Genomic DNA, 7,178 nt, shown 5'->3' with positions numbered 1-7,178 from the left:
GGACTATTATTCGGGACAAATCTTCTTCTAATCCATTTGGTTGGTCGTGGATGCCACAATAAATTCCTACCCCTACTTACTGAGCGGATACATATTTCTTATATAATTCATATTCGATAAATTTATTTAATGTGTGCTTTATCTTATTAATATTAGGTGTAGCTGTAATCTGAAAAGCAACTTTTGCAGTTTCATCACCTAAATCAATACCAGGAAAGTTACTACCTTCTGTAAAATTCAAGTTTTTAAGATTTTCAAAGCCGTAAATTTCTGCAAAGAGAGGTATTAATACATTCTCAGATACTTTGTTTATATCTGTTTTGTCCATCGCTGTAGCAGCCTTGATCTCTGTCACAAAAAATGACATCAAATTTCTTATTCTCTGTTGCGTTTGCTCAAGATGCATGTTCTATATTGCTATACCTACTATATGAATTGAGTTCTGATTCGCTTTATTGTAGCAAATTAACCAGAATACACGTAAATTTATGCTTGGCAGCTACTTACGCTTTTAATTGGAGCGTGAGTAGCAATAGACCCCAAAGCTGAGATCAAGCTGCAATGCTATCGGTTTAATCTTTCCCTGATTTGCGATTACTCAGGAGCCAATACCGCGCAAGAAAAATGCGAGGAAGATGCTCTCAAAACCTTTGATATTGCTGGGCTGTGCCAACCATTGATAAGAAATGCAGGGCTAAAGTTTCTTACTTTAGTCATTGTTCAAGCTTTTTTACCATTTGCTGCTTTGAGGCGATAACTACAGGGTTTGAAGGATTTGCTTATTTTCTTATGGTTCCCATTTTGAATACAGATGCGATCGCCTCCAGTGAAGTTATGAGCATCTTAATCTGTCATATTTTGGTGCGATCGCTCTCCTACCTCCTACAGAATCAAGTATTACTCTCTAACCTCTGTAGCTTCTGCTCTACAATGAAGTGAAAAATCTAGCAGCTTAAACAGGGGATTTATTTATGTCCCACCCGACGCTCAGTAGCCAAGAAGTCGCCCAACGTGGAAAGGATCTCTATGAAAGAAGTATCCGTGCCAAAGTTGAGACACAAGAGAACATTGGCAAAATTATCTCGATTAATGTTGAAACAGGAGATTACGAAATCGGTGATGATTTAGTCGAAACGAGTCTTCGATTACGATCCAAGCAAACCGATGCAGCACTTTGGGGAGAAAGAATTGGTTTTGATGCCGTTTATGCAGTTGGTGGTACATTGCTCAGGACGGCACAGTGATACACGGGACTGTAGTTGGACTTCAGGCAAGAATGAGTGTGATTATTCTTCCCCCAGAAGGTTCAGGTGTAGAAATCGAATGTGTTATTGATACAGGGTTTGAAGGGTTCTTAACCTTGCCGCCTTCTGTCATTGCTGCTCTTGGCTTGCCCTACCTCATCAACATCAACGCAAACCTCGCTAACAACTCCACTGTGGAAACCGATGTTTATTTGGCAACAGTTATATGGAATAGTTTGGAGCATAGCTTCAACTTCCTCATTCTATGTGGTTGACTGTGCAGCAATCTGGACAGCTTCTATATCAACATTGAGGTGTTGAGCAATCTGCTCCACGCTCATCCCTGTTTTTAGTAACAGAGGGACGGTAAGTTTCAACATTTCAGCTTCCCGTTCTTCTCGACCCTCTTCTCGACCCTCTTCTCGACCTTCTTCTCGACCCTCTTCTCGACCCTCGGCTTTCGCTTCTTGATAAACCCTTGTTTCCTCTAAAGTCAGTCCTAGCATAGCTTCAACTTCCTCTCTACTCAATGAAGAAAACTTATAAACGGCGATTGTGGTTATGATATCTAGTATTTCGTTTTGCGGCAGTGTGTCCGTTTCCTCTAATTTTACCCGCTCAATCAATTGCTTTGCTTGCTCTGCCATCACTTCATCCGATGCTAGAGTCAACTGCATCAAGTTGATGCCTATTGGCTGCTGATTGGTCGCGCCTAACTCATCTAAATAGATTCGCTGCACTTGGTCGCTGTTGAGAAATATTCGATGAGTTTTTTGATCCCTTGGTTCCAAAGAGCGTGATGAAAAAATTACCACACAGAACCACTCATCGTATTGAGAACGATTTCGGTTCAGGTACATCAGCGACTCAGTAAAGAACCGATGGTAGAGGGCTTCATCTTTTTGAAATTGAACTTCTGCAAAAAAGATCACCCGCGATGTTGCATCCTCTGGAGGTAAAAATACACCATCGACGCGAAAAGCGGTTTCTTTGACTTCAACTGATTCAAATCGATAGTTTTGCCCTTGCAGAGGCGGATTATCAACCAGTTCAAAGAGTAACCCAGGAAAACGCTTAAAAATTTGATAGTAAATGGAGTCTCGTTTCACTATTTCATCCTAAAAACCTGATTTCTCACAAGCCATCAAAATTAATCATCATAACTTGGCTGAAGCATACGTTAACCGAGGTTTTGCGTGTAAGGATTTGGGAAATAACCAGGGAGCGATCGCTCCTTAGTTTTCATGAATTGGTATAACTGCTTGCTAAATAAGTGCGATCGCTTCTGGCGGGGCGTAGCCCATCGCTATTTTTTAGCTAGTTCCTGCTCAATGTTCTGATCAGTCTTTGTTCAAGTTTTTTGACTTTTATTACTCTCGTCAGATTAAACTTGAAACCCTATTTTGGCGTTAGTCCGCGCAGGCGGACTTTGCTTGCGTAGCCGCGATTTCTAATCGCCTGGATTATTCTCTCTCCAGAGTCATAGAAGAGCGATAATTGCTTGCCAAATCGCAACTTCAACTTTTCCTTCGCTGATTTTAAGCGAGTAGGGTTTATCTTTATTTAAAGAGAGAGAGATTAAATCCTATAAATCATCCCAAAAAGTAGCTATGGCAAGCGGTGAAGTATTTGATACCAAAACAAAATCCCCATCTCTGCCAAGGGTAAACCTGCTGACCATGTTTCGGCTGGGTTTATTTCAGATGGGGTTGAGCATGATGTCTATTTTGACTCTGGGAGTACTCAATAGAGTCATGATTCAAGAAATAGCAATTCCGGCGACGCTGGTATCAGTAGTTCTAGCACTGCCCTTATTTGTTGCTCCTTCCCGTGTCTGGTTCGGCCAGATTTCCGATGCCAAGCCTTTATGGGGATACCACCGCACAGCTTATGTTTGGGTAGGTGCGGCAATATTTGCGATCGCAGCCTTTTTAGCTATACAAGTGATGTGGCAACTCAATACTGCTGCAAATAGTGCAGGTGGTTGGGTATGGACAACCCAAACAATCGGCTGGACAGCGCTTCTGTCCCTGATATTCGCTATATACGGTCTAGGAATTTCTGCTAGCGGTACTGCCTTTGCTGCTTTGTTAGTGGATATATCTGAAGAAGATAATCGTTCCAAAGTGGTCGGTGTCGTTTGGTCGATGCTAATGGTGGGGATTATTGTCGGGGCAATTATCAGTGCTAGCTTGCTGAAGCAATTAACGCCAGAAGCAACAACAGCAACCTTGCAGGCGGCGATCAATAGGCTGTTTCTCGTCGTCCCAATAATTGTATTTGGGTTGGCGATCGCAGCAACATTGGGCGTGGAAAAAAAATACTCCCAATATTTAAGCCGTTCCACATTAGTGAACCGAGAAGACAGCATAACTCTGGGCAAAGCTTGGGAAATCTTAACAGCTAGCCCACAAACAGGTATATTCTTCACCTTTTTACTGGTGATGACTCTCTGCTTGTTTATGCAAGACCCAGTTTTGGAACCTTATGCAGGTCAGGTATTTAAAATGCCTTTGGCTGAAAGTACTAAACTGAACGTTTTTTATGGAACAGGTGTACTAATTGCCTACGGTGTGAGTGGTTTTTTGATTGTGCCACGTTTAGGTAAGCAAAGAACTGCAAGACTAGGCTGTATATTGGTGGCATTTTGTACAGCATTACTTGGGATATCAGGCTTCACAGCTAATCCAGCTTTCCTGAAGCTAAGTTTAATTTTGTTCGGTTTAGCCACTGGTGTCTTAACTACAGCAGCAGTTAGCTTAATGTTGGATCTCACAGCAGCAGCCGCCGCAGGTACATTTATTGGGGCTTGGGGGTTAGCCCAGTCTGTCTCTAGAGGTGTGGCAGTGGTTTTAGGTGGTACTTTATTGGATATAGGTCGTAAGCTATTACCCAATTTAGTTTTAGCTTATGGACTGGTCTTTGCTCTAGAAGCCGTGGGAATGGTGGTGTCGATTTGGTTTCTGAATCGGGTGAACGTCACAGAATTTCAAACAAGCGCAAAGCTGGCGATCGCATCTGTTTTGGAAAGCGATTTAGATTAAACTGTATAGGGCATGGGGCATGGGGCAAATGACTAATAACCAATGACAAATGACAAATGACTAATAACCAATGAATGATTTTTGGACAACAATTCTTGATTTTGCCCAAACTACCACTACCAGGGTGGGTAAGCAGCTAATGCAAGATTTTGGGCAAGTACAGGCTGCCCAAAAAGCTGATGGTAGTTTGGTGACGCAAGCAGATAAATGGGCAGATCAGGAAATTCGGGATGCGATCGCTTCTAATTTCTCTGGTTACGGCATTTTGAGCGAAGAGAGCGATCAGTCATTTCCCGGTACTGAGTGGTGCTGGGTAATTGACCCTCTAGATGGTACAACCAACTTCACACGCGGCATTCCCATCTGGACAATATCTTTGGGTTTACTGTATCGAGGTACACCCATTTTTGGGTATGTTTATGCACCAACTCTGAATCAAGCTTTTCATGGTTTCTGGGCAGGTTCATCTGGTTTAGCAACACCTACAGGAGCATTTCTCAATCACCACCCCATCCACACCAGTATTGATAGTCCCAGCAATAATCACTTTTTTAACCTCTGTTCTCGTAGCACCGCAGCTATCAAAAACGACTTTCCCTGCAAAATTCGGATGTTGGGTGTAGCTAGCTATAACTTTTTGACAGTTGCCACTGGGGCTACTCTCGGTGGTATTGAAGCGACACCAAAAGTTTGGGATTTAGCCGGGGCTTGGGTAATTGTCCAAGCGGCTGGTGGGGTATGGTCATCGCTGAAGTCAGAGCCGTTTCCATTATCACCCGGAGAAGATTATAGCGATCGCTCTTTTCCCACCCTTGTTGTCAGTCGTCCCGAATTAGTTCCAGTATTTCAACCTTTTCTCGAAGGCGTAAAAATTTAATTTGCTGCTTATAAACCTGCAAATAGTAATTTTGTCAACCAGCCTAGTGGATTTCGCCATATCAATATTAAACTTAACAAAACCCTAGTCAGAAGATTTTAGATTTGCAATTTTGGATTGACCCTGCCTATACTTCGACAGGCTCAGTAATCAGAAGGGACGCGGTATGAACCAAAAAATTCTTTTAATCCAAAATCTCAAATTGCTAGTTAAACAAAGAATCTAGTATAAATAAAGCTGGTAATAATCCTGATTTAAGTGCAAAACCAGTGTAGTTATTAATTTAAGTAGTGTTGTGTCTTTCATCACACTGGTTAATTTAGTATAAAAAATTTTTATGTTGTCTAATCTAGATTTAATTCGAGAGTTTGTGCAAAACTCTATTCAGAAAAAAGACGTTTTGTTGTCGAATCCTGCTTTGACAGCGCAAACAGTTTATAAAACCAACCAACTGACAGCAAAATCTGAAGGCGTAATTGCGATCGCCCAAATATCTAACGCTCTACCTGAATTCTCGATTTCTCCAAAATCAACCCAGTGGGAATTGATCAATCAGGCATTAGCAGAATATAGTTATCTCCTCAAAGGAGAAGTAGATAGTCGGGGTTTCTATCAGTATCAATACTCCGAGCTTCCCAAAGGTTATCAGATGCACTGTACTAAATCTGTGCTTCTATGGCGAGCCTGGTGGAAATATCGTAAGTATACTTCCAGACCAGGAATTCCCTTAGAACTGCTGATTAGAACACGAGATTCATGGTATCCAATTAGAGATTTAATTATTAGCGACGGACTTCTTTATATCAAAACATTAGGAAGCGAGATCGCACTTGACTCAGAAGACTTGGTTACTTGGTTAAGCAAAATTGATGTAACCAAAATTAAAGAAATACCGACTACAGAGACTTAACAATTCAAAATTCAAAATTAAAGACAGATAGTTAGGCAAAGGATGTGAAGAAAAATGAAAGGAATTTGGCTCGAAAATAACCAGTTGCAACTACGGATAGATATTCCCATTCCTGAAGCGCCACCGGGAGAAGCCTTGGTGCGTGTCTTGCGTGCGGGTATCTGTAACACTGACCTAGAACTACTCAGAGGCTACTATCCTTATACTGGTATTTTAGGTCATGAATTTGTCGGTGTTGTCGAACAAGGGCCAGAACACTTAGTTAACCAACGCGTAGTTGGAGAAATCAATGCTGTGTGTGGGTATTGTCGGTTTTGTCGCAGCGGAGAACCAACTCACTGCGAAAATCGTACAGTTCTGGGTATTGTCAACCGCAACGGTGCCTTTGGTGAATATCTCTGTTTGCCGATAGAGAATCTGCATCCCGTACCTGATAATGTGCCAACAGAAGTAGCAACATTTACAGAACCTATAGCAGCAGCTTTAGAAATTCAGCAGCAAGTGCAATTCCGTCCAAATGATCGAGTGCTAGTGGTTGGAGATGGCAAACTAGGGCAGTTAGTAGCCCAAACACTAGCTTTAACTGGCTGTGAACTCTTAGCTGTAGGACGCCATCGAGAGAAACTGGCTAACTTAGAGGCACGAGAGATAAAAACGAGTCTAGCCGACGCTGTTACAGATGGATATTTCGATATCTCAGTAGAATGTACTGGCAACCCAGAAGGATTTGCGATCGCCCGCCGTGCCCTACGTCCCCGTGGTACGCTTGTACTGAAAAGTACTTATTCTGGCAAACTCAGCCTGGATGCTTCTTCTTTAGTAGTAGATGAAATCACCCTCATCGGCTCTCGTTGTGGCCCCTTTGCCCCAGCCCTTCAGCTACTAGCTACAGGACAAGTTGACGTGCAACCTCTAATTCATGCCACCTACCCCCTCATTGAAGGGCTTGCGGCTTTTGAACACGCTCAGAGTCGGGGTGTTTTGAAAATATTGTTAGAGATTGGTTAATAACCCAAGTTGCGGGTTATCGACTGATCTGTGCTTGTTACCACTCAATTGATGCGATCGCGTGCATCGGTACGTTGGCGCGTAGCGCCAACGTA

The 7,178-nt window shown here is 42.5% G+C and carries 9 protein-coding genes; 7 read left to right on the top strand and 2 right to left on the bottom strand.

Annotation, left to right across the window (positions count from 1 at the left end; translation table 11 throughout):
• Positions 1-76 precede the first annotated feature (76 nt).
• Complete coding sequence (locus tag V7K67_RS24300) at positions 77-406, bottom strand: SMEK domain-containing protein (RefSeq protein ID WP_335168753.1); 330 nt, start codon at positions 404-406, stop codon at positions 77-79.
• A gap of 383 nt (positions 407-789) precedes the next feature.
• On the opposite strand from V7K67_RS24300, the gene V7K67_RS24295 reads away from it, so the two are divergent.
• Genes V7K67_RS24295 through V7K67_RS24285 form a run of 3 tightly spaced genes read left to right on the top strand, consistent with a single transcriptional unit; the run spans position 790 to position 1,519 of the window.
• The gene (locus V7K67_RS24295; protein WP_334733388.1) at positions 790-939 is read left to right on the top strand and encodes a hypothetical protein; all 150 of its coding nucleotides are present in this window, start codon (positions 790-792) and stop codon (positions 937-939) included.
• Positions 940-971: 32 nt separating this feature from the next.
• Positions 972-1,244: a hypothetical protein gene (locus tag V7K67_RS24290; protein ID WP_334733387.1), complete on the top strand. Its 273-nt coding sequence runs from the start codon at positions 972-974 to the stop codon at positions 1,242-1,244.
• A 32-nt stretch (positions 1,245-1,276) separates the two neighbouring features.
• Positions 1,277-1,519, top strand: a complete 243-nt coding sequence (locus tag V7K67_RS24285; RefSeq protein WP_334733386.1) for a hypothetical protein — start codon at positions 1,277-1,279, stop codon at positions 1,517-1,519.
• Here V7K67_RS24285 and V7K67_RS24280 read toward each other — a convergent pair.
• Positions 1,508-2,353, bottom strand: a complete 846-nt coding sequence (locus tag V7K67_RS24280) for an Rpn family recombination-promoting nuclease/putative transposase (protein ID WP_335168751.1) — start codon at positions 2,351-2,353, stop codon at positions 1,508-1,510. The genes V7K67_RS24285 and V7K67_RS24280 overlap by 12 nt on opposite strands.
• A gap of 501 nt (positions 2,354-2,854) precedes the next feature.
• Between V7K67_RS24280 and V7K67_RS24275 the strand changes: the two genes are divergently transcribed.
• The 4 genes from V7K67_RS24275 to V7K67_RS24260 all read left to right on the top strand — a co-directional run bounded on the left by V7K67_RS24275 (position 2,855) and on the right by V7K67_RS24260 (position 7,083).
• Positions 2,855-4,288 (top strand): BCD family MFS transporter, encoded by a 1,434-nt coding sequence (locus V7K67_RS24275; protein ID WP_334731816.1) that lies wholly within the window; start codon positions 2,855-2,857, stop codon positions 4,286-4,288.
• A gap of 70 nt (positions 4,289-4,358) precedes the next feature.
• On the top strand, positions 4,359-5,165 hold the full coding sequence (locus V7K67_RS24270) for an inositol monophosphatase family protein (RefSeq protein ID WP_335168748.1): 807 nt from the start codon (positions 4,359-4,361) through the stop codon (positions 5,163-5,165).
• 337 nt (positions 5,166-5,502) lie between these two features.
• The gene (locus V7K67_RS24265) at positions 5,503-6,075 is read left to right on the top strand and encodes a hypothetical protein (protein ID WP_334731814.1); all 573 of its coding nucleotides are present in this window, start codon (positions 5,503-5,505) and stop codon (positions 6,073-6,075) included.
• A gap of 54 nt (positions 6,076-6,129) precedes the next feature.
• Positions 6,130-7,083, top strand: a complete 954-nt coding sequence (locus V7K67_RS24260) for an MDR/zinc-dependent alcohol dehydrogenase-like family protein (protein WP_335168747.1) — start codon at positions 6,130-6,132, stop codon at positions 7,081-7,083.
• Positions 7,084-7,178 lie beyond the last annotated feature (95 nt).

Source organism: Nostoc sp. (assembly GCF_036917155.1).
GTDB lineage: Bacteria > Cyanobacteriota > Cyanobacteriia > Cyanobacteriales > Nostocaceae > Nostoc.
This window is presented reverse-complemented; position numbering and strand designations above follow the sequence as displayed.

Excerpts from the sequence above, each read along its gene's own strand:
- V7K67_RS24300 (WP_335168753.1), bottom strand. The coding sequence starts at position 406 with ATGCATCTTGAGCAAACGCAACAGAGAATAAGAAATTTGATGTCATTT.
- V7K67_RS24295 (WP_334733388.1), top strand. The coding sequence starts at position 790 with ATGGTTCCCATTTTGAATACAGATGCGATCGCCTCCAGTGAAGTTATG.
- V7K67_RS24290 (WP_334733387.1), top strand. The coding sequence starts at position 972 with ATGTCCCACCCGACGCTCAGTAGCCAAGAAGTCGCCCAACGTGGAAAG.
- V7K67_RS24285 (WP_334733386.1), top strand. The coding sequence starts at position 1,277 with ATGAGTGTGATTATTCTTCCCCCAGAAGGTTCAGGTGTAGAAATCGAA.
- V7K67_RS24275 (WP_334731816.1), top strand. The coding sequence starts at position 2,855 with ATGGCAAGCGGTGAAGTATTTGATACCAAAACAAAATCCCCATCTCTG.
- V7K67_RS24270 (WP_335168748.1), top strand. The coding sequence starts at position 4,359 with ATGAATGATTTTTGGACAACAATTCTTGATTTTGCCCAAACTACCACT.
- V7K67_RS24265 (WP_334731814.1), top strand. The coding sequence starts at position 5,503 with ATGTTGTCTAATCTAGATTTAATTCGAGAGTTTGTGCAAAACTCTATT.
- V7K67_RS24260 (WP_335168747.1), top strand. The coding sequence starts at position 6,130 with ATGAAAGGAATTTGGCTCGAAAATAACCAGTTGCAACTACGGATAGAT.